We start from the raw sequence: 24,272 nt of genomic DNA on the forward strand, positions 1-24,272 counted from the left end.
TAAACCAACTTTCTATAAAATGTAAAACGTAATAATTACTATTTACATAAAGAGAGGTTATATGAATGGCTAAGATACCAGTGACAGTGCTAAGTGGATATTTAGGTGCTGGAAAGACAACATTGCTTAATCATATTCTTAAAAATAGAGAGGGGCGTCGAATTGCTGTCATAGTCAATGATATGAGTGAGGTCAATATTGATAAAGACTTAGTCGCTCAAGGCGGAGGGTTATCTAGAACGGATGAAAAACTTGTCGAACTATCAAATGGGTGTATCTGTTGTACTTTAAGAGATGATTTACTTAAAGAAGTTGAACGTTTAGTTAAAAAGGGCGGTATTGACCAAATTGTCATTGAGTCTACAGGAATTTCAGAACCTGTACCGGTTGCGCAAACATTTTCCTATATAGATGAAGAATTGGGGATTGATTTAACCGCTTTATGTAGGTTAGATACTATGGTAACTGTAGTGGATGCGAATCGTTTTGTTAACGATATACAATCTGAAGATTTATTAGCTGATAGAGATGAAAGTATAGGGGATGCTGATGAACGCACAATAGCAGATTTACTGATTGACCAGGTTGAATTCTGTGATGTGATGATTATCAATAAAACTGATTTAGTAAGTAAAGAGGCATTAGGTCGTTTAGAACAGACTCTTAGAGCGTTACAACCTGAAGCAAAGATGATTAAAACAGTAAATTCAGAAGTTGATTTATCAGAAGTATTAAATACACAGTTATTTGACTTTGAGAAGGCAAGTGAGTCTGCGGGATGGATCAAAGAGCTTACAGAAGGTGGTCATGAACATCATACGCCTGAAACAGAGGAGTATGGAATTTCATCATTTGTTTATCGCAGAAAACTCCCATTTAACGCAGAACGTTTTAAAGATTGGTTCGATCATTTACCTAGCAATATCGTGAGAGCAAAGGGAATCGTTTGGTTTGCACAACATAATAGTGTAGCTTGTTTATTGTCGCAAGCAGGCTCGTCATGTGATGTTCATCCTGTAACATATTGGGTTGCTACCATGCCTGAACAAAAGCAGAAAGAAATACTTCAAGCACGTGCGGAAGTAGCTGCTGAATGGGATTTAGAATATGGGGATCGTCATACGCAATTTGTTGTTATAGGAACTGACTTAGACCAAGAGGAAATAACTAGACAGCTAGATGCTTGTTTAATAAATACTTCAGAAATTAATCAAGATTGGCGATTACTTTACGATCCTTATCAATGGAAATATGATAAAAGAATGTAGTGAGGAGTTGATGCGTATCATTTACTATTCTGGGTGAACTTAGAGTCTTGAGTTTCAAGAAAATAAGTGATTGTTCCACGTGAAAAATACATTAAAAATACAGGTTATTGTAAAAGTGAATGTAATTAAGCACTCCTGCAATAACCTGTTTTAATTTATTTAATATTCTTTCTAACAAATTGACCTGCCGAACCTTTAAATGATTCGCCACCAGCCATTTCTTGTTTCGCATATTGGTCTGTTGATTTTCCATCTAAATTATATCCATATGTTCTCAAGCCATAAATTTTGCTGAATTTGGAATCTAACATCGGTGAACCTGAAGCGCCTGATCTGAAAATATCTTTTGTTAGTATTTCTGAACCATTTCCAGAAAATTGTACAAAGCGTAAACGATTAAAATATGCCTTAGTATTATCATTATGTTGCCATGGATAACCTAATGAGTAAAGTGTCGAGTTGAATTTTAAACTTTTAATTTCTTTGTCCGTAGCGATTCGTATAGGTTTAACATACTTGCCCATATTTTCTTTAGTATGTACTACCGCAATATCGCTTTGAGGTACTTTAATCACCTTTGAGGCATGAAAATGATATGGGATAGACTTGCCATCTCGATTCATATCGAATGAAATGTATTTAGCAGCTGCAGCTTTACCATATCTGTCATCAATGACATGGGCATTCGTAATAAATGTATGCGAACCTATCACTGTTCCTGTTCCCATTGAATCTTGTTTTCTTACTTTTGGGTCGTTGCTTCCTTTTTTCCAGCCATTCTTATTAGATACTCTACCAATTGCTTTTAATTTACTTTGTTTAGTAGTTGTGTAATGCGAGATACTAAGTTTCTTATTACTGATTTTTTTAGCTTTATTCAAAGCTGTAACATATGTTGGATACTGAAACCCGTCTCGATAATAATGATCAACTTCAGCTTTAGCTTTTTCACTGTGGTACAAACTAAATGTAATAGTGGATGTTGAAATCAGTGTACCAGCAATAACAGTTTTAATGATTTGAGATATTTTCATAATTAGCTCTCCCTTTGTTAATGAAAATAAATGATCTAATTAGACAATAGCGAATGGCGTAGTGAAAATGAGTAACACAAAAAAGTTAACGAAGAATAGAGAAATATTAAGTGATTTATTATTTCTAAACATTCCTAAAATGTTAACAATGATAGATATAACGAAAAATGTTGCACCTGGGAAATACCAAAAACTAAATCCACTTTCGTTATATAGATTAGTGAACATTGTTGTATAGCAAATAAACACGCTAATTAGTGTGAATAAGATTGATAAAATATCTAAAATTGATAGATTTCTCATGTATGTCGTTCCTTTCGATGTCGTAGTAATAATTAAATTTTTAGCATTGAAATCATAGTTAAGAGTTAGCAAATTTCATGCTGTATATTCTATTATATGTATAAATATGTTTATTACAATAGTTATTTTAATTTTTAATATAAATAAACAAAAAGAAAGGGCGATTAGATAGTGGGGAGATCTATTATTCAAGTAGTAAGTGATTTGCAAATAAAAAAACCACTACCTTATTAGGTAGTGGTTTGGATAAAAATTATAGACTATTTTTTGAATTTTTTAACTAAGTCTACGATAGTTTTAACGATTTCGATGATAGTTGTAACGATACCCATGTTTGTTGCCTCCCTTCACAACATTGTATGTTAGAGAATTTTTATTGAATATTCATAAGCTATGAGTAATAGCTAAATGAATCAATAAACTTATTTGTTAGTGAATTTTTCAATTAAGCCTTTGACAACTTTAACGATTTGATTGATGATATCACTCATTAAAATTACCTCCTTTGCTTAGTTGATATGTATAGTTTAACGAGAAAGTGATGTTTTGGGTGTGATATTCCCTAACTCGTTTATTAAATAGCCTAAGTGAAATTTTTAGGTCATTAAGTTACACACAATTATTCCTAGATGTAGTTAAGTAGTGTAAACCTTTACAAAACCTTTACATTCATATTTTGAGCTTGTTCTTCACTTCACAATTTAACCTTATTTTAGGTAGAAAAATTGGTGTGACAAGCCAATTTAAATTGACATTAGTATTAAAATGAATTACATTTATACTAATGTGCGCAAAAGTAACAGCTAAGTCTTACTTTAGCGATTATGGATTTCGACATCCAAATTGATGAAGAAGAAAGAGTTTTTACTTTGCTATAAATGATATATAGGCAGCTTATTTAAATAAAGTTAATAATAGTACATGTTTAATTGATTAACATGTTTACTCTATACATACTTGAGTTGAATTGAAGCCTACAGTAGTTATAAATTCTTTTAAACCATCATTGTATTCAATGGTGGTGAAGGGATTAACTATTGTAGGCTTTTTTATTATGGAAATTAAGTGAAATAGAAGTCATTTTTGAAAAGTGGGGGACGTGCAATGTTAAGTATGAGCATCATTTTAATAGTATTTTTTATAACACTTGTCATTGCTATACTGAGTGGATTAATATTTCTCATTCCATCAGTACCAATTAAATACATTAAAATACACCTTTATCTCATTGTTCTACCAATTATTATAAGTGTTATAGGACTATTGAATGTTAGTGATAGAGAACAAATTGGGCCTTTTACAATGGATCATCTCGCGTGGTTAATGGGAAGTTTCATACTTATTTTAGGTTTTATTATTCAAAAGTTCTCAGTTCGTTATTTAATAGGTGACCGTAATTACCGCAAGTATTTTCCATTATTTACGTTAATCACATCTTTTGCATCTATTGCATGGTTAAGTGGAGATTTGAGATTGATGGTTTTATTTTGGGGAGCAACGTTACTTTCTTTAACGCTACTCATAAGAGTAAATCGTTCTTGGAAGATACCTTACGAGGCGGCTAAAGTATCTGGAAAGTCATTTGCTTTGGGATGGCTCTCATTACTTGTTGCTGTCATCTTATTATATGTAGCTACAGGAAACTGGCATATTAATGTCACTTTAGCAAACGATGACGTAATAACTAGTGGTATGAGATTCATCATTGATATGCTCATCGTTTTAGCAGTAATCGTACCTGCTGCTCAATTTCCATTCCAAAGTTGGTTAATTGAATCAGTAGCTGCACCTACGCCTGTTTCTGCAATTATGCACGCGGGCATTGTGAATGCGGGAGGCATAATACTAACACGGTTTTCACCTGTCTTTAATGACCCATTAGCAATTACTATCTTGTTAATTATCGCAAGTATTTCTGTATTACTAGGGTCTGGCATCAGCTTGGTACATGTGGATTATAAAAGACAATTAGTTGGTTCTACGATGAGCCAAATGGGCTTTATGCTTGTTCAATGTGCCTTAGGAGTTTACTCAGCAGCGATTATTCATTTAATTTTACATGGTGTATTTAAAGCAACGCTATTCTTACAATCAGGTTCGGTTGTGAAACGATTTAATATACCAATACCACCTAGCGCTAAGCGTTCTTATAGTTGGGTAGTATTAGGTCGTTGCTTAGCAATTATTATTGCTATTTTATTTTGGTTAGGTAGTGACCGCAGTGCATATGAAATTTTAAGTGCTTTAATATTGGCGTGGTCGCTAATGGTATCATGGAATCAAATGGTGGCATTTAGTAGAGGACTAATCGGTAGAGTGATAGGTATTATAATGATTGTTATTGTTGCTCTTGTTTATATTGTTACACATCATTATTTCTACAATACATTAAGTCATGTTTATATGAATGTTGCTCATCCACCATTAATGAGTGTGATCATTGGTATTTTAATTTTAGTGTTTGGAAGCGTTCTTAGTATTTGGGTTGCACGTCAGAGAGATTCAAAAGCGTTTGCTGTTTTGTATTTGTGGCTGGTTAAATTAGGTGAAGCCAAGACGAAATCAATCGAAAGTCACCCAACTTATCTGAAGAAATATTTATAAAAGAGGAGAGAAAGGTTATGACTCAATATCAACAAGATATGAATGAATTGGTATCACGTGCAAAACGTGTCATTACACCCTTATCACCTATTTCTATATTTGCTGCACGCAATCCATGGGAAAGTTTAGAAGATCGTACCTTTGATCAAGTTGCAAAGTGGATTAGAGAGGTAAGAGATATTGATATGTATCCTAACCATGCTTCTATTCATGCAGGAATTAAAAATGGAGAGATTGATAAGAAGGTGTTTGAAGACGTTCTTCAAGAAGATATAAACGCTTTTGATACGCCTCTCTCTGAAAATGAAGTTCACGCATATATGGATAATGCTAAACATTTATCTCACATTGATGAGGAATATTTTAATGAAAATGATCAAACAAAATTAGAAGAATGGGTGAAAGATCATTTTAAAGATTCTGTGAGTCAAACACGTGTTAGAGCTAAGAGTGCTGACCGTCTTAGTTCAAACGGAGAAAAACTTATCGATATTTTAGACGCACACATGATTAAATGGTCAAAATTATATTTAGACGATTTTCAATCAAGTTGGACAATGCCACAACGTGATAAAGGTTTTTATACAGCATGGTTACATTTAGCACAACACGACCCAATGTTACAGAAAGAACAACGTCAAAAAATTAAAATGCTATCTCATGACGTCAATGAAGCGATTTATCAAGCTTTTAAATATTTGAACATTAAGGAAGAAAACCAGCAAGCATATGTAGAAAGTCATTTATTATCATTACCTGGTTGGGCTGGAATGATGTATTACCGTGCAGAAAAAAATGAATTTGAAAAAGACTTACTTACTGAATATGTAGCTATACGCTTGTCTATGGAAGCATTGCTGATTAATAGTCAATTTGATACCTCTAATGGACTGCCTTTTCATATAAAAAAAGGTTTGGAGCAAGTTCATACGTTACTTTATCACAGCAACATGTCTGTGAGTGAATGGTTAGAGTTACCGGCGTCTAAACAGAGTGATTATTTAAAATTAGTAGAAACTTTTAGTCCGGCATATTTCCAGAAACTGTGGCTTTATGCGTGGGAAGAAACGCATGAAAATGAATTAGTTGAAAAAATCTATGATTCACCACGTAAGATACATGATAAACAAAGAACACAAGTACAACTAGCATTCTGTATTGATGTACGTTCTGAACCGTTTAGACGTCATTTAGAGAGTGAAGGTCCTTTTGAAACGATAGGTATAGCAGGATTCTTTGGTTTACCTATTCAAAAAGAAGTGCTAGATGAGCAATTTACGCATAATTCATTACCGGTCATGGTAGAACCTGCATATAAAATTAAGGAATATGCTGATCGACAAGAGTTAAATATGTATAATCAACAACAACGTTCTGTAACTTCGATGTTTTATACATTTAAACTAATGAAGCATAATGTATTACCTAGTCTATTATTACCCGAACTAAGTGGGCCATTTCTCAGTATTAATACTATTGCTAATACCATTTTACCGAAGAAAGCACATCAATTTGTGAATCGTCTTACAAAAAAATGGCTTCGTAAACCTGATGCCAAATTAACAATTGAAAGAGAACACGGTCAATACTCTGAATTACCGATAGGGTTTACTGAGGAAGAGCAAGTTCAATTTTCTAAAAATGCTTTACAATTAATGGATTTAACAAAAGACTTTGCACCACTTGTAGTTTTAGGCGGTCATGGTAGTGAGTCTCATAATAATCCTTATCATGCCACATTAGAGTGTGGCGCTTGTGGGGGGGCATCGAGTGGATTTAACGCTAAATTATTAGCTACCATGTGTAATATGCCATCTGTAAGAGAAGGGTTAGCCCAAGAAGGAATTCACATTCCTGAGGACACTGTTTTTATAGCTGCAGAACATAAAACATCAGTAGATTATTTAGAGTACATTTACATGCCACACTTAAGTGAAGCCGCACAACATGCTTTTGATCAATTAGAAGTAGCAATGCCTAAGGTAAGCTATAAAGCTAATTTAGAACGTCTAGGTGAATTACCGAGTATTGATGAACATCACAAGGACCCTATTGGTGAAGCGCATCGTTATGCAAGTGATTGGAGCGAAGTTCGACCTGAATGGGGATTAGCTAAAAATGCAGAATTTATAATTGGTAAACGTGAAATTACTGAGAATAGTGATCTAGAGGGGCGAGCATTCTTACACAATTATGATTGGGCGAAAGATGAAGATGGCCAAATTTTAAACACGATTATCTCAGGCCCTGCCCTTGTTGCTCAATGGATTAACTTACAATATTATGCGTCTACAGTGGCACCACACTTTTATGGTAGTGGAAATAAGACGACACAATCTGTGACTTCAGGTGTAGGTGTGATGCAAGGGAACTCAAGTGATTTAATGTACGGGCTGCCGTGGCAGTCTGTTATGGCAGGAGATAATGAAATGTATCATTCGCCAATACGCCTCCTTGTAGTTATCCAAGCGCCTGATGCGCATATTCAACGCCTGCTAAATGAAAATGATCATTTTCGTCGTAAAGTTGATCATCGTTGGGTCAGACTTGCTAGTATTGATGAAAATAATAGCTGGAAAGATTGGTAATTGTTAATTAGTGTGATAAAGAATTGTGATCTAAATTAACGCGATTTCGGAAATATCTAGATTAATGTTAAACTATAGTTAATCAAGATATAGGAGTAGTCTAGTTATGAAAAAGACTAAAGGTATTTATGAATCCGAAATAAGTAAAGCTATTACGCAATGGGAAAAGGACTTTCTAGGTAGAGGGTCATTATCTGTAAAAACTGACATATTACGCGATATGATAATTGTTAATTTACAAGGTATATTAACACCTGCTGAATATCGTGTATGTAAGACGAACGAAGGCTTATTAAATATTAAGCTTACACGTTCAGAACTTGTCGAATCAGGAGAAGATGATTTAAATGCGATTATTTATGATTTGACAGGCGTAAAAGTTGTGACATTTCATAGTGATTTAAGCACAGTTACTGGTGAGCGCGTGATTGTTTTTAAATTAGAAGATAATTTTGAAAAAAGAATAAATCAATAAACGGAATGAAGACAGTACTATCGAAGAGATAGTGCTGTTTTTTATTTTAGATGAAATAAATCATTGACGTATACAACTAAACGATAGATGATTCCCATTAAATTAGGAATAATAACCATTGTGGCGATTAACTTTTCAGATTTAAATGCAATTAAACTTAAAATAATAGGGATTATATAAAGTATAAATAACCATAATAATAACGTGTCAAAGTTGGGATAGAATGGTATAAAAAAGCGTATAAGTGTAATAATGAGAGCAATGTAAATGAGTATTCGCTTATCCTTCAAAATATTCCTTCCTAACATATATAAAATAGATAAAACTTATTATACATTAATATTCATGTAATAAGTATAAAATCTTAATGATAAATGATAGCTTAGTGCATAAATTAATACAAGAGATTGTTTGAAAAAGTAATTGATTAGAATTTGAGGTAGAATGAGAAATAATAAATCATTTAGCAAGTGAATTTGTGGTTAAAGTGAGGCGTATTCAATGAGAATAAATCAATTTAATCAGCCTATAGGGGATGAAGTATCTCATAATTATCAATTCCAATTTCCTAAAAAAGAACAATTAGACGGAAGGTATAGTTCATTAGTTAAATTAAATGAATCTCATATTGACGATTTGTTTCAAGTTTTAGGTAAGGAAGATAGTCGGCCTAGTTGGACATATTTATTTGAGAATCCAATTCTACACAAAGAGGAATTTAATAAGTACATCCAACGTTTAATACACAAGGAGGACTCAGTATTTTACGCAATTATCGATCGCAACCAGCAACGTGCATTAGGCTATGTCTCACTAATGAGGATAAATCAAAATCATGGCTCAATTGAGATAGGTAATGTACATTATTCTAATCAGTTAAAACGTACAAGAGTTGCTACTGAAATCCAATTTTTATTAGCACAATATGTCTTTGAAGGTTTAGGTTATCGGAGATATGAATGGAAATGTGATCATTTAAATGAGCCTTCTAAAAAAGCTGCACAACGCTTAGGATTTACCTTTGAAGGTGTGTTTAGACAGGCAGTTATTTATAAAAATAGAAATCGTGATACTGCATGGTTTTCTATGATCGATAAAGAGTGGCCTCAAATAAAAAAGAGATATGAAATTTGGCTAAAACCTCAAAATTTTGATGAAAAAGGCAATCAAGTTAATAAGTTGTAAAAAGTTAGTTTTAAGAAGAACAAGAATATGATTTATCTTCTATCACAACTAAGAGAAATAGGTGTTTAAATGAAGATTGAAAGGTTGAATTTAATAAAAGTAACAATTCCTTTGCTTATCATGTTGCTTATTATTTTTAGTTTTATGATGTATGGTGTAATGACAAACTGTCACTTACTCAAAGTTATAGATAAATCATCTTTAGAGTGGTTTACACAATGCTTTGGTCACCCACCAAGAGTATATGAAGGTGATATTTTAAATTTATATATGACTTTTTGTGCTACAGTTGGCGATGTAAGTGCCGTTCTTAAATTAGCATCAATACTCGTTATATGTTTGTTTATTTTCAAAAATAAACATCAAGCGATATGGGTATTATTATTAATGACTACAGGTACATGGATTAATTATCTTATTAAGCAAACTGTGGAAAGACAGCGTCCATTTAGTCATTTAGCTATTGATTCTGGATGGTCCTTTCCTAGTGGTCACTCTAATGCGAGTATCTTACTCTTTTTAGTGATTATGCTTACAATTGTACCTGTTATAAAAGTAAAAGTGATTCGAATCATTATTATAATTGTAACAAGCATACTCTGGATAAGCATTTTGTTTTGCAGATTATATTTTCATGCACACTATCTTACTGATGTTATTGGCGGTGGAACATTAGCAGTTGTATGGGTATTACTATTTATAATGGCTTACCCTTTGTTTACTTTACGGAATAATAAGAAAAACTAGAGTGATATAAGGAGTTTAGATAATATGGGAAATGATAAAGCACTTGTACTAGGCGGCGGTGGAATCACAGGAATGGCATGGGAAGCAGGTGTTCTAGCAGGATTAATTGAAAATGATATAAATGTATCTAGTGCCGATGCGATTATTGGGACATCAGCTGGTTCATTTATTGGTGCTATATTAGCAAATCAAGTGGATATGAAATCCTATTATTTAGAATTACCATCTCAAATTAGTTCGAATGATAGAGGTTCATTAAATTCGGATTTATATCGTCTTTGGCAAAATGCATTTGTTGTAGGCAAAGATGATCCAATTAAAGTAGGTCAAATGCTTGGAGATATTGTTTATACGCATCCATCTAAAATGCCATTAAACCAACGTATGCATGCAGTCCGTCAGCGCTTAGGTAATGTGGATTGGACAGGTAATCTTTTTATAACCGCTATTAATGCCAAATCTGGACAGCTAGCCACTTTCAATAAAGAGAGCAACATACCGTTAGAAGAAGCGGTAGCAGCAAGTGGTGCTGTACCAGGTTTATGGCCTCATATACGCCTATTAAATCAAGATTGGATTGATGGAGGAATGACTTCTCCAGCAAATGCAATGGCAGCTAAAGATTTTAAAAATATCATTATCATAGCCCCGTTAGCTGATGGTTATGGAAATCTACCTAGTGTAAACGATGATGCAAATAAATTAAATAAAAATAGTAATGTAATTACTGTCACACCAAATAATGATAGTCAAAAAGCTATTGGTGAGAACATTTATAGTCCTGATAATTTAATTAATATTGGACATGCTGGTTATGAGCAGGGCATATCAATAGCTGAAGAAATCAAACAACATCATCATGTATGGATGTCATAGATACCATCATCCATTTGTTAAAATAAATAGAATAGCTCAGTAATAATGTGTTTTTAAATGATTCAGTCTATCTGTATCATGCGAGCCGTCTAAAATTGAGAAAACGTAATTATATTAGGAGTGACATTAAGAAATGAAGATTAAAGCACCTCAACCAATTTATTTAAAGGGAAATCGTGACCAAGCGATTCTCTTATTACACTCTTTTACAGGTACAGTGCGCGACGTCAAGCACTTAGCGACAACTTTAAATGACCAAGGTTTTACCTGTTATGTGCCAAACTATCCAGGTCATGGTTTACCATTAGATCAATTTACACAATTTAATATTAATGATTGGTGGAATGAAGTTAAAGATGCCTATCACTTCTTAGAGGACGAAGGTTATCAACATATTTATGCTACAGGTGTTTCTTTAGGAGGATTGTTTACGCTTAGGCTAGCTGAGCAATTTGATTTAGAGCGAATAGCTGTCATGTCAGCACCTCATAAAAAAGGTGAGAGTGGTATTGCTAAAAGACTTGAAACTTACGGGCGAAGAATGAATCAAATTTTAAACTTCGATGACGCAGAAAGCTTTGATCAATTGGAAAATATTCAAAAGTATAATAAACAAATTGAGGTTTTTCAAAATATCATTGATGATATCATGTCTCATCTTGATAGAATTACAATTCCAACTAAGGTAATGTATGGCGAGCAAGATGATAAGGCGTATTCCCATAGTGCGCAATTTATTTTTGACCATATTGCTAGTGAGGATAAAGAATTGAATTCTTTTGAAAGAAGCGGTCATTTAATGACATATGGAGAGGGACGAGAAGCATTAGAGCAAGCTATTGTTGAATTTTTTAACGATAACGAGTAAGAGCTATAAAATATTAAAGGAGACTAATAGTTTATGAAACGCACATTCTTACTTACTTATACAACTATTTCAGGTAAAACTTATACAGAATTTAAAACTTTTGAAAATGGTCCCGACTATGACACTTGTGTGAGACGTATTATAGATGAGTTTGATGAACTCCCGTATCTATATATCAAAAAAGATATTGTTCGTTATATTAATGTAAATCATATTGAGAGTTTAGATATTGAGGAAGTATCTGAGGGGCAAAATATTGTTTATGGATTAGATGATGAGTAAAAGTTAAAATTCAAAAATGTTAAATCTAATTATTCTGACAATATATAGGTACATTGCACTTAAAATCAACTCGTGATACAGTGGTATTTAAGCACAAAAACACTTTAGCGCTTTAAAGGGAGTTGGTAAAATGAGCAACCAATCGCAGTGGAAGACATCTACCGGTTTTATCCTAGCTAGCGCAGGTTCTGCAATTGGCTTAGGCGCAATGTGGAAATTCCCATACATGGCCGGAATATACGGCGGTGGCGCATTCTTATTAATGTTTTTGATTTTCACTATTTTTGTAGGACTTCCGTTACTCATAATGGAATTTACTGTAGGCAAGATGGGGCGTACATATACGACTCAAATTTATAGTAAATTAACTGGTAAGAAATGGTTAAATCTCATTGGATGGAACGGGAATTTAGCCGTATTAATATTATTTGGATTTTATAGTGTTATAGGTGGTTGGATTATCATCTATATGGGCAATGTTATTGTACAAGCACTATCTTTCAAGCCCATTTCTCTAACTAGTATCAAATTTGAAGATATTATTAGTAATCCTTGGCTAACAGTACTCGGACAGGGGATATTTATTTTTCTAACGATGATTATTGTTATGCTCGGTGTTGAAAAAGGTTTGGAAAAAGCATCTAAAATTATGATGCCATTATTATTTATCTTTTTATTAATTATTGTAGTAAAATCTTTAACTTTAGACGGTGCGCTAGAGGGCGTGCGCTATATTTTACAACCAAGACTTCATGATGTCTCAATGGAAGGTGTGCTCTTTGCACTAGGGCAATCTTTCTTTACTTTATCACTTGGTACAACAGGAATGATTACTTATGCAAGCTACGCACCAAAAGAAATGACTATTAAATCTTCAGCAATTTCAATTGTAGTTATGAATATTCTAGTGTCTATCTTAGCAGGTTTAGCCATTTTCCCAGCTTTAAAAGCGTTTGGTTACCAACCTCAAGAAGGTCCTGGTTTATTATTTAAAGTTTTACCATTAGTGTTTAATCAAATGCACTTTGGAGCGATTTTCTACTTTATCTTTTTAGTATTGTTTTTATTTGCAGCATTGACATCTTCTATTTCATTGTTAGAGTTAAATGTATCTAACTTTACTAAAAATGATAATCGCAAACGTAAACGAGTAGCATTCATCGGCAGTGTATTAGTATTTGTGATTAGCATTCCGGCTACCCTTTCATTTAGTAGTTTAAGTGATGTGAAAATAGGTGCGGGCACCATCTTCGATAACATGGATTTTATTGTTTCAAACATTTTAATGCCAATAGGTGCTTTAGGTACCACATTAGTTGTAGGTCAATTGTTAGATAAAAAGTTATTACAAGAGAGCTTTGGTAAAGACAAGTTCAAATTATTCTTACCTTGGTATTATTTAATTAAATTTGTAATGCCAGTGGTGATTATATTAGTCTTTATCGTTCAATTAGTATAAAAGGGATCGTTACCAGAAAAATAATTCATTGGTAACGATCCCTTATTTTTTAGTTAAAGTATGCTTCAAGATATGCTTTATCTAGTTTAAGTAACTCTACAAAATCATCAGACATAATTTCTTCGCTTAATTCAATATTTTTATCTAAAATAAAATGTGCTAATTTTTCATTTTCTTCATTAGACTCGAAGAACGTTTTAGCATTTTCTACAATGTTACTATCGCTATAAATGATGAGCGCTCTACCATAAGGTAAGTCACGTTTACTACGTTGATAAGCAGGTTCTAATAAACTCATTACTTTAGCGCCATTTTTATAATTAAAAGCTGCATCTAAATCACTTTTAACCTTATCATTAATATTGGATAAACGTTCTTTTTCTGGTTCGTTATCAGGTCTAAACTCATCTTTTAAATATTCTTTCCAATCATTTAAATCTTTTTGTATTTGTTGTTCAAGCTTTTTACTATCTTCCGAATTTGAATCATTAAGTTGTTTAATTTTCTCTATATTTTGCTTAATTTTATCAAAAGATGTTAAATCTTCTTTATTTAAATTACTTTTATCAAATTCTTCATAATGGCCAGTGACATTCATATAAAGGCCTCCTCAAAAGTTTTAATTTAGGTTTAATTTACCTAGCTTAGACCTATCTTAAACATAATTATATTAAATCTACTTTGAAGGTTGAACATTCTCTAATTCGACGTGTTGCTTTTGTAATTCATTTATAAGTTTTTGAGACATTGTAGCATTTTTAATGACTACATTATCGAACGCACAATTTTTGAATTTAACATTTTCAAATGAAGCATTATCAACTTCAACATTTTTAAAGTTAACGTTTTTGAATGTAGTATCCGTCATTTTAACATTACGAGCGAGATTTTCGTCGAACAAGATATCTTGGAAGACCATGTTATTAAGAACAGTTTCATCAAATGATGTATTCACAAATGTTGTGTCTTTATATTGATTCTTATAAAAATGAACACTCTCAAAGATGCAATTATTAAAACCACATGTAGTGAACTTACTATTAGAAATCGCTTTTATATTTTTAAAAATACCTTCATTAAAGTTGCAGTTTTTAAAACGACTTTTATTAACTTCTAATTCATCATACATTGAATTTCTAAAATTAGACGATGTATAACGTAGATTTTTAAAATTTTCTTTCGTAAATACTGATAAGGACAAGTCACGTTTCGTCATAATTTGTTATCTCCTTTAGTTTATAATTTCTCTCAATTTTGGATTCATATATTTAGATGTGTATATACATCTTTAACTTAGCTCTATTCACTTTAATGATAACATGTTGCACATATAATCACATATGATTGACTTTTAATTAATTTCTAAGGATTTTATATTTCGCAAAAGTAATTTGATTTCTTCGCTTAGTATGTGTTCTTCATTTTCGAAAATTGCAAAAAGGGAAGGTTTCGTTTATAATTCATACCTGATAAGTAAGAATTTAAAAAACATAAATTAGAAAGTAGGTTACGTTCGTGAGACGTGTAGAGCGTTAATCGGACAAGATGGAATATGATAGCTTATGATTTAATTGGGCAGACACCACTGGTGTTATTGGAAAGTTTTAGTGATGAAAATGTAAAAATATATGCGAAACTAGAGCAATTCAACCCTGGAGGCAGTGTAAAGGATCGTCTAGGAAAATATTTAGTTGAAACGGCAATTGAGGATGGGCGTCTCAAAGAAGGTGGCACAATTGTTGAGGCGACAGCTGGAAACACTGGTATAGGACTTGCCATAGCTGCGAACCGTTTCAGAGTCAAATGCGTTATTTTTGCACCGGAGGGCTTTTCAGAGGAGAAGATCTCAATTATGAAAGCGTTAGGTGCAGATGTTAGGCGAACACCAAAAGTTGACGGTATGATCGGGGCGCAAGAAGAAGCGAAGTCTTATGCTAAAAAATACAATGCGTTGTATATGAATCAATTTGGTACTGAAGACAATCCTGGTGCATATACGAATACCTTAGCCAAACAGATCACTCATCAATTAGACCATATTGATTATTTCGTAGCAGGTGTAGGTTCAGGCGGTACATTTACTGGTGTTGCGAAACATATGACAACACTGGGAGTTAAGAATTATATAGTTGAGCCTCAAGGATCTATTTTGAATGGAGGCCCAATACACGCGCATGCGACAGAGGGCATAGGTTCTGAAAAGTGGCCTACATTCTTAGACAGAGATTTAGTGGATGGCATATTTACTATTTCAGATAAGGATGCCTTTAATAACGTCAAACTCATCGCTAATAAAGAGGGATTACTAGTAGGAAGTTCATCTGGTGCTGCATTGCAAGGTGCCTTAGAATTAAAAAAACACATTAAAAAAGGCGTAATCGTAACGATATTCCCTGATGGTAGTGACCGTTATATGTCGAAACAAATTTTCAATTATAAGGAGAGTAATGACAATGAATAAAAAAACGCAAATGATTCATGGTGGACATACAACTGACGATTATACTGGAGCAGTAACAACGCCAATTTATCAAACAAGTACGTATTTACAAGATGATATCGGTGATTTAAGACAAGGGTATGAATATTCACGTACAGCTAATCCAACACGTGCGTCACTAGAGAGTGTTATTGCGGATTTAGAACATGGTAAGCATGGGTTCGCGTTTGGTTCAGGCATGGCTGCGATTAGTGCAGTTATAATGTTGTTAGATAAAGGTGATCATTTAATTTTAAACTCTGATGTCTATGGAGGAACATATCGTGCATTAACTAAAGTATTTACACGATTTGGTGTAGAAGTTGATTTTGTAGATACAACGCACATTGAAAATGTTGAAAAATACATTAAGCCAGAAACTAAAATGTTATACATTGAAACACCATCAAATCCATTATTACGTGTAACTGATATAAAAGCATCAGCTGAAATTGCTAAAAAACACAATCTTATTTCAGTGGTTGATAATACATTTATGACACCTTATTATCAAAATCCTCTAGATTTCGGAATTGATATCGTTTTACACTCGGCAACTAAATATATTGGTGGACATAGTGATGTGGTCGCTGGTTTAGTAGCAACTGCTGATGATGAATTGGGTGAGCGTTTAGGTTTTATTTCTAATTCAACAGGTGGCGTTCTTGGACCTCAAGATAGTTATTTATTAGTAAGAGGTATTAAAACACTTGGTTTACGTATGGAACAAATCAATCGCAATGTTGAAGGTATTGTTAAAATGTTGCAAGACCACTCGTCAGTTCAACAAGTTTTCCATCCAAGTATAGAAGGTCATTTGAATCATGATATTCACCAATCTCAAGCAAGTGGACACACTGGTGTTATTGCATTTGAAGTGAAAGACACTGAAGCGGCTAAACAAGTGATTCATGCTACAAAATATTTCACTTTAGCTGAAAGTTTAGGTGCAGTTGAAAGTCTTATTTCAGTACCAGCATTAATGACACATGCTTCTATACCAGCGGATGTCCGCGCAAAAGAAGGTATTACTGATGGCTTAATTCGATTATCAATTGGTATTGAAGATACAGATGATCTTGTGAATGATTTAAGTCATGCATTAGACACATTAAATTAGTTAATCATTTAAAGAAACGGTAATGTTTATTTAGACGAATAAACATTACCGTTTTTTTTTATTTTTATAAAACAATTTTTAGAGTGTGCAGTTGTAATTTTAATGCATTTTAGATTGAATGATTCCCATTGCATTTTTATCATCTAAAACGGATTGAGCATGATTCCAACTATCGTGTTCAATATCCAATAATGAACGTAAATATGCCCAAGTAACATACTGTACTAATGATACTCGCTCTGGATTTTCATCTGTGGTTTCTTTCACTTCATATCCAGCTATGCCGCCAAGAGAATGTTCGGCATCATATAATTTAAGCAATGATTTTTTACCGGGACTTAAATAGTAAGGTTCTTCCATCCATTCAGGCCCTAACTGTGTTAATGGAGAATCATCCTTATCCCCAGCAATTATAAGAGCAGGTTTGGACATGTGTTTAAATGTCGGATTAAGGAATGGGAAGTTATCTTTGGCGAATTGAGTTAATTTATCTCCACCTTCACCTGCAGTTGCTAACAGTACACCGCCTTTCACTCTTGAATCTAGGTAATCGGTATAAGAATTTGTTAATGGATCAAAGACTTGTAGACCAAGTAGATTGCCGGCAGTCTGACCTCCGAATGAATGACCCACTACTGCAATATTATCTTTATCAATTCGTTGATGTAATGTTGGAATTTCTTCAGTGACTTGATCTAAATGATCGATGATATTTTTCATATCTTGCACTCTATATCTCCAGAGTTCTGATTGTCTTTTATCATCTTTATCTAAATTTATCGTTCTTGAATCTAGAAAAGTTGGTTGAATAACTATGAAACCATGACTCGCGTAAAAATCAGCTAAGGGTCCATAGCCCTCCATAGATGAACCAAATCCATGTGCTAACAAAATAATAGGAAGTTGATGTCCTTCATTAGGGAAAGAGACCTTTAGCTGTAAATCTATTCCTCTATAGGAAGCGGGTACTACAATAGGCTTCATTGACAATATTGACGTTGAAGTTGGTATTTTAAATTCACTTAAACTCATAATCTCTTCCTTTCTTTATAGAAATGAGGTGCTTCTGAGTATATTAAAAAGCATAAGTATAATGAATTAATTTGCTTAAAATTCAAGATATTTAAGAGGACAAAAAGAATGCTCACCAACATCATAGGACGAAAAACGATATTAATTATTCAGAATATTTATTAGATTTAAAAAAATCAAAAAATACTATTGACGGTATTAAGACAATTCAATATAATTCAAATATTCAGATAAGTATAATCAGAATTGATGAGGGTGAGTCGAATTGATTGAATTTCGTAATGTGAACAAAGTCTTTAAGAAAAAGAATAAGACTGTACATGCTTTGAAAAATATTTCATTTACGATAGATAAACACGATATATTTGGTGTCATTGGATATAGTGGTGCTGGTAAAAGTACACTAGTTCGACTAGTTAATCAACTGGAGAAAGTGACGGATGGCCAAGTTGTTGTAGATGGTCATGAAATTGATACTTATAAAGAAAAAGATTTAAGAAATGTTAAAAAAGATATCGGAATGATATTTCAACATTTCAATTTACTCAATTCTAAAACAGTTTATAAAAACGTGGCTATGCCCCTTATTTTGAGTAAAAAGAATAAAAATGAAATTAAAGAAAAGGTTAATGAAATGCTAGAGTTTGTTGGACTAGCTGATAAGAAGAATCAGTTTCCTGATGAATTATCAGGAGGACAAAAGCAACGTGTAGCAATCGCACGTGCTTTAGTAACAAATCCCAAAATTTTACTTTGTGACGAAGCTACAAGTGCTTTAGATCCTGCAACAACGAGCTCGATATTAAAGTTATTAAGCAATGTCAATCGGACATTTGGTGTAACGATTATGATGATTACCCATGAAATGAGTGTCATTCAAAAGATTTGTAATCGTGTTGCAGTGATGGAGAATGGTGAAGTTGTGGAGATGGGGACAGTAAAAGACGTTTTTAGTCATCCTCAAACAATAACAGCTAAAAACTTCGTATCAACAGTCATTAGTACTGAACCTTCGAAACGTTTGCGAGAATCGTTCAACCGAAGTAGAAAAGATGATTTCTCTGACTATAAATTATTCTTAGACGCGAAACAAATCCAGAGGCCATTATTAAATGAATTGATTTATCGTCATCAGCTAAATGTGAATGTACTTTTCTCATCTATGTCAGATATTCAAGATGAAACCGTTTGTTATATGTGGTTGAGATTTGAGCATGATTCGCAGTTTAAACGATTTAATCCAGAAACATATTTCACTGAACGGCATATTCAATTTGAGGAGGTGCAATAAATATGTTTGGTTCAAGTTTAGATGCATCCCAACTGTTTCAAGCATTATATGAAACATTGTATATGGTTACTGTAGCACTAGTAATTGGTGCGTTAATTGGTATACCTTTAGGGATTTTATTAGTAGTGACCCGTAAAAATGGTATTTGGCAAAACCTAGTGTTACATCAAATTTTAAATCCTATAATCAATATTTTAAGATCTATCCCTTTCATAATTTTACTTATAGCAATCGTGCCATTTACTAAATTGTTAGTAGGTACATCTATAGGGACGACGGCGGCTATTGTGCCTCTAACGGTTTATGTAGCGCCGTACATAGCGCGTTTAGTAGAAAACTCTTTACTGGAAGTAGATGACGGTATTATTGAAGCAGCTAAAGCGATGGGGGCATCACCTCTTCAAATTATACGCTACTTTTTGTTACCTGAAGCATTAGGTTCACTGATTTTAGCTATAACTACAGCAATTATAGGTCTTATTGGTAGTACGGCTATGGCAGGTGCTGTAGGTGGCGGCGGTATAGGTGATCTTGCATTAGTATACGGTTATCAACGTTTCGATACTATGGTAATCATTATTACTGTCATTGTGTTAATTATTATCGTACAAGTTATTCAGTCATTAGGTAACTTTATTTCAAGGGTTATTCGTAGAAATTAAGTACTTAATTATATATTGAAAATTACAATTGTTAGGGGGCATTTTCTAGATGAAGAAAATTCTTGGTTTATTAATAGCGGCAGTTATTGTGTTAGCTGCTTGTGGAGGCAATAATGACAAAAAAGTAACTATTGGTGTAGCTTCTAATGATACAAAAGCTTGGGAGAAAGTAAAAGAATTAGCTAAAAAAGATGATATAGATTTAGAAATTAAACACTTTTCAGATTACAACGTACCTAATAAAGCTTTGAGTGACGGTGATATTGATATGAATGCTTTTCAACACTTTGCATTTTTAGATCAATATAAAAAAGCGCATAAAGATGCTAAAATTCAAGCGCTAAGTACAACTGTTCTTGCGCCACTGGGTATTTATTCTGATAAAATTAAAAATATTAAAGATGTTAAAAAGGGCGCTCAAGTAGCCATTCCTAACGATGTATCTAATCAAGCACGTGCGCTTAAATTATTAGAGTCTGCTGGATTAATTAAATTGAAAAAGAATTTCGGTTTAAATGGAACTACTAAAGATATTGAAAGCAATCCCAAAGATCTCAAAATCAAAGCTGTAGATGCACAACAAACAGCACGTGCATTATCAGATGTAGACATTTCAGTTATTAATAATGGTGTAGCAACTAAAGCAGGTAAAGATGCTAAGAAGGACCCAATTTATTTAGAAAAAGTAAGTTCAGACGCTGTGAAACCATACATTAATGTTATAGCAGTAAATTCTAAAGATATGGATAATAAAACATACAAGAAAATTGTAGAATTATATCATTCTAAAGAAGCCCAAAAAGCGCTTAAAGAAGACACTAAAGATGGTGAAAAAGCAGTAGATTTATCTAAAAAAGAAATCAAAGAAATTGAAGATGACTTAGTTAAAAAATAATTAACAAATTTATATTTAAGACGTAATACTCATTTCAATACTGCCGACAAAATATCATTTTGACGGCAGTATTTTCTTGCTTTAGGCATTATGAAAGTTATGTAAATATCTTTGTTTTTATTGAATGTTCTACTTAATTCGTTTATCTTTTGATATTACTTTTTAAATAGAATGAAAATTGTATTCAGTTGTGAGGGTAATACTGTGTAGTTGTCATTAGTGAATTCGTAATAAAATTGTCATTGTAATTTATGATAAATTGTATTAGTTTAGATAGGCAAAATGATATTTGTCTGGAGTGCTATTTTTTAAATGAAATAATATTTTGTAATCATAATGTCATCTAAAACACACATCCTATACATAATTAAAGAGTATAATGTGCTTGTATTAAAAAATTCGGGGATAAAAAAAGACAAGTAGAGGAGGATTTCAAGTGCAAAAAAAATATATTACTGCCCTTATCGGAACAACAGCAATTAGTGCTTTAGCAACTACGCAAGCACATGCGGCAACGACACATACAGTAAAAAGTGGAGAATCAGTTTGGTCAATTTCTCATAAATACGGTATTTCAATTGCTAAATTAAAATCACTTAATGGCCTAACTTCAAACTTAATTTTCCCTAATCAAGTACTTAAAGTATCAGGATCATCATCTAGCGCGTCAAAATCTAAGACATCATCTAATAGTGGTTCAGTGTACACTGTAAAAGCGGGAGACTCATTATCATCTATTGCAGCTAAATACGGAACTACTTATAAAAATATTATGAAGTTAAATGGTTTAAATAACTTCTTAATTGTACCTGGTCAGAAGTTAAAGGTTTCTGGATCAGTATCAACGTCTAAATCTACAAGTGGCTCTAAAAAAGCGACTTCAAGTAGCTCAGGTCGTACATCTACGTACACTGTTCAATATGGTGACTCTTTATCATTAATTGCAAGTAAGTACGGTACTTCATATCAAAAAATCATGCAATTAAATGGACTTTCTAATTTCTTTATCTACCCAGGTCAAAAATTAAAAGTGCCAGGTGGAGGTAGTGGAGGTTCAAGTAGTTCATCTACTAGTAAATCAACTTCAAGTGGTGGCTATTATACGCCAGTTTTCTACCACCAAAACTTATATACATGGGGTCAATGTACTTGGCACGTGTTTAACCGTCGTTCTGAAATCGGAAAAGGTATCAGCACATATTGGTGGAATGCAAATAATTGGGACAACGCAGCAGCTGCAGATGGTTATACTATTGATTATAATCCGACAGTAGGTTCAATTGCTCAAACTGACGCTGGTTACTACGGTCATGTAGCCTTTGTTGAACGCGTGAATAGTGATGGTAGTATTTTAGTCTCTGAAATGAACTGGAGTGCAGCACCAGGTTACATGACTTATAGAACTATCCCTTCATATCAAGTTAGAAATTATAAATTTATTCACTAAGTGATATATCATTTAAACAATAAATTAAGCTGACGAGGTCACTCATCCTCGTCAGCTTTACTGTGTTTAAATGTTTAAATTGAGATTTCTTAGTAAGTGATGATAATTCTTTACTGCTGCAGAATATGTTAATTTCTCTTGATTTCTTACATTTCTTAATGGATGTTCCACAATGTCTATCATTCGATGAGCTAATTGCTCGATGTGGTTTTCCTCTATTAAATAACCATTTTCTCCATGATTGATAATTTCGTTAGGTCCATATCGAACGTCATATGATAGAACAGGGCAACCCATTTCAATGCTCTCCATAATAGTCAATCCAAAACCTTCATACTTACTTGTTAATATAGAAGCTTTCGATTTTTCAAATTCTACTAAAGGCTTTTTTGTATATTTTGAAATTTTAACCATATCTTCAAGATGGTACTCAGCAATCAAGCTTCTCATCATAGGTAATTGATTATCTTCATCCCTACCAAATAAATGTAATTTTGTTTGATGACCACTTTTAACAAACTTATCATAAGCTTTAATTAAATGATCCATTTGTTTTTCACTACTAAATCTACCGATATAAATGAAACGATCTTCTTGTATAACTTCATTTTCACCTTTTCTATGATTGAGTTCTATAAAATGAGGTATGAGTTCAAAGCGTTCATTTTCAATAGGATACATCTCTTGAATATCTTGCATTTGTTGGTGCGTAAGTACTATATATTTATCCACGTTATTGCTATGTTCTAAAGCATATTTATAAGATTTTTTAGTTTTACCCTCTTTTAAATGCGAACTATGAAAGACTAAGATATTTTTAGTTTGATGCGTTTGTTTAATTAATGGTGCATCTAAAAATCTTGCATCACTAAACACCACATCGTTGTCTTTAAAACGCGATTGAAAGTAATACTGCGCAAGTACTTTATCATTTTTAAAAGTTTTAATAACTTTGCCATTTTCGTATAACTCGACGCAGATAATTTTATTTTTCTCATTATTATTAAAATATCTTTTACAATACATGGTACCTTCAGCATCTATTAATTCATCACTGTGTCTTATTGATGAGTTATTTACATAGAAAATTTTTCTGTGAAGTAAGCCATATAAATTATATTCATGTCGCTCATACTTTAAACCAGTTGAAGGCGAGATATAGTCTTCATATTGAAGAACATTAGATTGGCCATAATATTTGCGAAAACGGACATATGACTTCTTATTATAGTAATGAACCTCGCTTTGGTCTTTGCCTAATTCATATTTTAGACCTTTAATTTTACGTTTAGTTTTAACGTATTTAGGATTTTTAGTAATAAAAGTTTTGGGAACCTTATAAAGTTTGAAATTAGACAACCATTCATACATATTTTCAAACTCTATATTTTTAGTAATTTTATTTTCTTTTAAAAAACGTTTGTAGACACTTGGGTAGTTGCCATAATAGTTTGTGGTAAGAATTTTAGTAGGTAAGTTAAATTCTTCATCTATAAGTTTGATACGTCTTAAAAGAGCTTGGGTTCTTCCACCGTGAGAAATAGGAAGTGTTGTTGTGACAGTGTAAAGCATGTAAATGTCTCCTTTAGTAGTTACCTTCATACTGTTGCATTAGAATACTATCAAAAATTAATTATCACACATGTTAAAGATTTTT

The 24,272-nt window shown here is 32.8% G+C and carries 25 protein-coding genes; 16 read left to right on the forward strand and 9 right to left on the reverse strand.

Annotation, left to right across the window (positions count from 1 at the left end; genetic code table 11):
- The first annotated feature begins 65 nt into the window (after positions 1–65).
- Positions 66–1,268: a GTP-binding protein gene (locus tag HMPREF2706_RS05440; protein ID WP_023349897.1), complete on the forward strand. Its 1,203-nt coding sequence runs from the start codon at positions 66–68 to the stop codon at positions 1,266–1,268.
- A gap of 155 nt (positions 1,269–1,423) precedes the next feature.
- Here the strand turns inward: HMPREF2706_RS05440 and HMPREF2706_RS05445 are convergent, their stop codons facing one another.
- The 4 genes from HMPREF2706_RS05445 to HMPREF2706_RS12455 all read right to left on the reverse strand — a co-directional run bounded on the left by HMPREF2706_RS05445 (position 1,424) and on the right by HMPREF2706_RS12455 (position 3,096).
- Positions 1,424–2,302: a trypsin-like serine peptidase gene (locus HMPREF2706_RS05445; protein ID WP_002434468.1), complete on the reverse strand. Its 879-nt coding sequence runs from the start codon at positions 2,300–2,302 to the stop codon at positions 1,424–1,426.
- Between the two features lie 39 nt (positions 2,303–2,341).
- Positions 2,342–2,605 (reverse strand): hypothetical protein, encoded by a 264-nt coding sequence (locus tag HMPREF2706_RS11880; protein ID WP_023349896.1) that lies wholly within the window; start codon positions 2,603–2,605, stop codon positions 2,342–2,344.
- A gap of 260 nt (positions 2,606–2,865) precedes the next feature.
- Positions 2,866–2,937 (reverse strand): PSM-delta family phenol-soluble modulin, encoded by a 72-nt coding sequence (locus HMPREF2706_RS12450; protein WP_095323428.1) that lies wholly within the window; start codon positions 2,935–2,937, stop codon positions 2,866–2,868.
- A 90-nt stretch (positions 2,938–3,027) separates the two neighbouring features.
- Complete coding sequence (locus tag HMPREF2706_RS12455) at positions 3,028–3,096, reverse strand: alpha-1/alpha-2 family phenol-soluble modulin (RefSeq protein WP_098905584.1); 69 nt, start codon at positions 3,094–3,096, stop codon at positions 3,028–3,030.
- Positions 3,097–3,709: 613 nt separating this feature from the next.
- Between HMPREF2706_RS12455 and HMPREF2706_RS05450 the strand changes: the two genes are divergently transcribed.
- The 3 genes from HMPREF2706_RS05450 to HMPREF2706_RS05460 all read left to right on the forward strand — a co-directional run bounded on the left by HMPREF2706_RS05450 (position 3,710) and on the right by HMPREF2706_RS05460 (position 8,272).
- Positions 3,710–5,209 (forward strand): NADH dehydrogenase subunit 5, encoded by a 1,500-nt coding sequence (locus HMPREF2706_RS05450; RefSeq protein WP_030061267.1) that lies wholly within the window; start codon positions 3,710–3,712, stop codon positions 5,207–5,209.
- 17 nt (positions 5,210–5,226) lie between these two features.
- On the forward strand, positions 5,227–7,797 hold the full coding sequence (locus HMPREF2706_RS05455; protein ID WP_070862235.1) for a DUF2309 domain-containing protein: 2,571 nt from the start codon (positions 5,227–5,229) through the stop codon (positions 7,795–7,797).
- Positions 7,798–7,903: 106 nt separating this feature from the next.
- Positions 7,904–8,272, forward strand: coding sequence for a Na-translocating system protein MpsC family protein (locus tag HMPREF2706_RS05460; RefSeq protein WP_070862236.1), 369 nt, complete (start codon positions 7,904–7,906; stop codon positions 8,270–8,272).
- Between the two features lie 41 nt (positions 8,273–8,313).
- On the opposite strand, the gene HMPREF2706_RS11885 is transcribed toward HMPREF2706_RS05460, so the two are convergent.
- Positions 8,314–8,562 (reverse strand): hypothetical protein, encoded by a 249-nt coding sequence (locus HMPREF2706_RS11885; protein ID WP_141761274.1) that lies wholly within the window; start codon positions 8,560–8,562, stop codon positions 8,314–8,316.
- A 211-nt stretch (positions 8,563–8,773) separates the two neighbouring features.
- Here HMPREF2706_RS11885 and HMPREF2706_RS05465 point away from each other — a divergent pair, with 211 nt between their 5' ends.
- From HMPREF2706_RS05465 to HMPREF2706_RS05490, 6 genes are all read left to right on the forward strand, one after another.
- A complete protein-coding gene (locus HMPREF2706_RS05465) occupies positions 8,774–9,457 on the forward strand; it encodes a GNAT family N-acetyltransferase (RefSeq protein WP_030061263.1) in 684 nt (227 codons plus the stop codon).
- 69 nt (positions 9,458–9,526) lie between these two features.
- Positions 9,527–10,204, forward strand: coding sequence for a phosphatase PAP2 family protein (locus tag HMPREF2706_RS05470; protein WP_070862237.1), 678 nt, complete (start codon positions 9,527–9,529; stop codon positions 10,202–10,204).
- Between the two features lie 24 nt (positions 10,205–10,228).
- On the forward strand, positions 10,229–11,080 hold the full coding sequence (locus tag HMPREF2706_RS05475) for a patatin-like phospholipase family protein (RefSeq protein ID WP_030061261.1): 852 nt from the start codon (positions 10,229–10,231) through the stop codon (positions 11,078–11,080).
- A gap of 133 nt (positions 11,081–11,213) precedes the next feature.
- A complete protein-coding gene (locus tag HMPREF2706_RS05480; RefSeq protein WP_030061258.1) occupies positions 11,214–11,948 on the forward strand; it encodes an alpha/beta hydrolase in 735 nt (244 codons plus the stop codon).
- 33 nt (positions 11,949–11,981) lie between these two features.
- The gene (locus HMPREF2706_RS05485) at positions 11,982–12,230 is read left to right on the forward strand and encodes a hypothetical protein (RefSeq protein ID WP_030061256.1); all 249 of its coding nucleotides are present in this window, start codon (positions 11,982–11,984) and stop codon (positions 12,228–12,230) included.
- Between the two features lie 130 nt (positions 12,231–12,360).
- On the forward strand, positions 12,361–13,689 hold the full coding sequence (locus HMPREF2706_RS05490; RefSeq protein WP_030061254.1) for a sodium-dependent transporter: 1,329 nt from the start codon (positions 12,361–12,363) through the stop codon (positions 13,687–13,689).
- A 49-nt stretch (positions 13,690–13,738) separates the two neighbouring features.
- Here HMPREF2706_RS05490 and HMPREF2706_RS05495 read toward each other — a convergent pair whose 3' ends face one another.
- Both HMPREF2706_RS05495 and HMPREF2706_RS05500 read right to left on the reverse strand, forming a co-directional pair.
- Positions 13,739–14,287, reverse strand: coding sequence for a hypothetical protein (locus HMPREF2706_RS05495; RefSeq protein WP_070862238.1), 549 nt, complete (start codon positions 14,285–14,287; stop codon positions 13,739–13,741).
- A gap of 78 nt (positions 14,288–14,365) precedes the next feature.
- Complete coding sequence (locus HMPREF2706_RS05500) at positions 14,366–14,905, reverse strand: pentapeptide repeat-containing protein (protein ID WP_002434461.1); 540 nt, start codon at positions 14,903–14,905, stop codon at positions 14,366–14,368.
- A gap of 336 nt (positions 14,906–15,241) precedes the next feature.
- Between HMPREF2706_RS05500 and HMPREF2706_RS05505 the strand changes: the two genes are divergently transcribed.
- Positions 15,242–16,150, forward strand: a complete 909-nt coding sequence (locus HMPREF2706_RS05505) for a PLP-dependent cysteine synthase family protein (RefSeq protein ID WP_023349885.1) — start codon at positions 15,242–15,244, stop codon at positions 16,148–16,150.
- On the forward strand, positions 16,143–17,288 hold the full coding sequence (locus HMPREF2706_RS05510; RefSeq protein WP_002434084.1) for a bifunctional cystathionine gamma-lyase/homocysteine desulfhydrase: 1,146 nt from the start codon (positions 16,143–16,145) through the stop codon (positions 17,286–17,288). The genes HMPREF2706_RS05505 and HMPREF2706_RS05510 overlap by 8 nt, the downstream gene beginning before the upstream one ends.
- Before the next feature lie 99 nt (positions 17,289–17,387).
- On the opposite strand, the gene HMPREF2706_RS05515 is transcribed toward HMPREF2706_RS05510, so the two are convergent.
- On the reverse strand, positions 17,388–18,320 hold the full coding sequence (locus HMPREF2706_RS05515) for an alpha/beta hydrolase family protein (RefSeq protein ID WP_030061251.1): 933 nt from the start codon (positions 18,318–18,320) through the stop codon (positions 17,388–17,390).
- A 265-nt stretch (positions 18,321–18,585) separates the two neighbouring features.
- On the opposite strand from HMPREF2706_RS05515, the gene HMPREF2706_RS05520 reads away from it, so the two are divergent.
- The 4 genes from HMPREF2706_RS05520 (at position 18,586) to HMPREF2706_RS05535 (ending at position 22,615) form a co-directional block, all read left to right on the forward strand.
- Complete coding sequence (locus HMPREF2706_RS05520) at positions 18,586–19,611, forward strand: methionine ABC transporter ATP-binding protein (RefSeq protein ID WP_030061249.1); 1,026 nt, start codon at positions 18,586–18,588, stop codon at positions 19,609–19,611.
- Between the two features lie 2 nt (positions 19,612–19,613).
- Positions 19,614–20,273 (forward strand): methionine ABC transporter permease, encoded by a 660-nt coding sequence (locus HMPREF2706_RS05525; RefSeq protein ID WP_002434501.1) that lies wholly within the window; start codon positions 19,614–19,616, stop codon positions 20,271–20,273.
- 49 nt (positions 20,274–20,322) lie between these two features.
- Positions 20,323–21,168: a dipeptide ABC transporter glycylmethionine-binding lipoprotein gene (gene gmpC / locus HMPREF2706_RS05530; protein ID WP_030061247.1), complete on the forward strand. Its 846-nt coding sequence runs from the start codon at positions 20,323–20,325 to the stop codon at positions 21,166–21,168.
- 436 nt (positions 21,169–21,604) lie between these two features.
- Positions 21,605–22,615 carry a LysM peptidoglycan-binding domain-containing protein gene (locus tag HMPREF2706_RS05535; RefSeq protein WP_030061245.1) on the forward strand — a complete coding sequence of 337 codons (1,011 nt, stop codon included), beginning with the start codon at positions 21,605–21,607 and terminating at the stop codon, positions 22,613–22,615.
- 66 nt (positions 22,616–22,681) lie between these two features.
- Here the strand turns inward: HMPREF2706_RS05535 and HMPREF2706_RS05540 are convergent, their stop codons facing one another.
- The gene (locus tag HMPREF2706_RS05540) at positions 22,682–24,187 is read right to left on the reverse strand and encodes a glycosyltransferase (RefSeq protein WP_030061243.1); all 1,506 of its coding nucleotides are present in this window, start codon (positions 24,185–24,187) and stop codon (positions 22,682–22,684) included.
- Positions 24,188–24,272: the final 85 nt, after the last annotated feature.

The organism is Staphylococcus sp. HMSC067F07, assembly GCF_001837405.1.
Lineage (GTDB): Bacteria > Bacillota > Bacilli > Staphylococcales > Staphylococcaceae > Staphylococcus > Staphylococcus capitis.